Origin of the sequence: Vibrio sp. SG41-7 (genome assembly GCF_014164465.1) — a bacterium.
Lineage (GTDB): Bacteria > Pseudomonadota > Gammaproteobacteria > Enterobacterales > Vibrionaceae > Vibrio > Vibrio splendidus.
On sequence record NZ_JACJFF010000316.1, the window covers coordinates 1 to 877 of the forward strand.

Annotated in this window: 1 protein-coding gene; it reads right to left on the bottom strand. The window is 47.9% G+C overall.

The annotated features are described in order from the left end of the window. A partial coding sequence (locus H5300_RS26890) for a VCBS domain-containing protein (RefSeq protein ID WP_220503596.1) occupies window positions 1–877 on the bottom strand: 877 nt, incomplete at both ends.

Genomic DNA, 877 nt, shown 5'->3' on the forward strand with positions numbered 1-877 from the left:
GGAGTAAACGCATTATCTGGGTTATCCACGTCGGTACTAGTCAATGTTCCTGAAGTAGTTACCGCTTTGTCAGTCTCGTCCACACTTACCGTTGCGGTACTGACTGTCGCTTTATCATTGGTGCCATTAATCGTCACTTTGATGGTCGACGGTGTGCCATCAACGGAAGAGACGGTAAAGGTTTCTTCGACTTTATCGCCGACGTTCAATTGATTAAACGCACTGTTGGCGTTGAACGTCCAATGACCATTAGCATCAATAGTCAGGTCACCGTTGGTGCCTGAAATAGAATCGGGTGTGAACGCATTGTCTGGGTTATCTACGTCGATACTGGTCAATGTTCCTGATGTCGTTACCGCTTTGTCAGTTTCATCGATGGCAACGGTCGCGCTACTGATAGTAGCGGCGTCGTTAGTCCCGTTAATCGTCACTTTTATGGTTGACGGTGTGCCATCAACAGACGATACAGTGAAGGTTTCTTCGACCTTGTCGCTGATATTTAACTGATTAAACGCACTGCCGGCGGTGAACACCCAATGCCCGTTGGCATCAATGGTTAAGCCGCCGTGGGTTCCTGTGAGCGAAACCGGAGTGAATGTGTTGTAAGGGTTATCCACGTCGGTGCTGGTCAACGTTCCTGAGGTAGTTATAGCTTTGTCAGTTTCATCGATGGCGATGCTTGCACTGCTAACAGTGGCTTTGTCGTTAGTGCCATTAATCGTCACTTTGATGGTCGACGTTGTGCCATCAACAGACGATACAGTAAAGGTCTCTTCGACTTTATCGCCGACGTTTGATTGGTTAAACGCACTGTTGGCGGTGAAGACCCAATGACCATTAGTATCAATAGTCAGGTCACCGTTGGTGCCTGAAATAG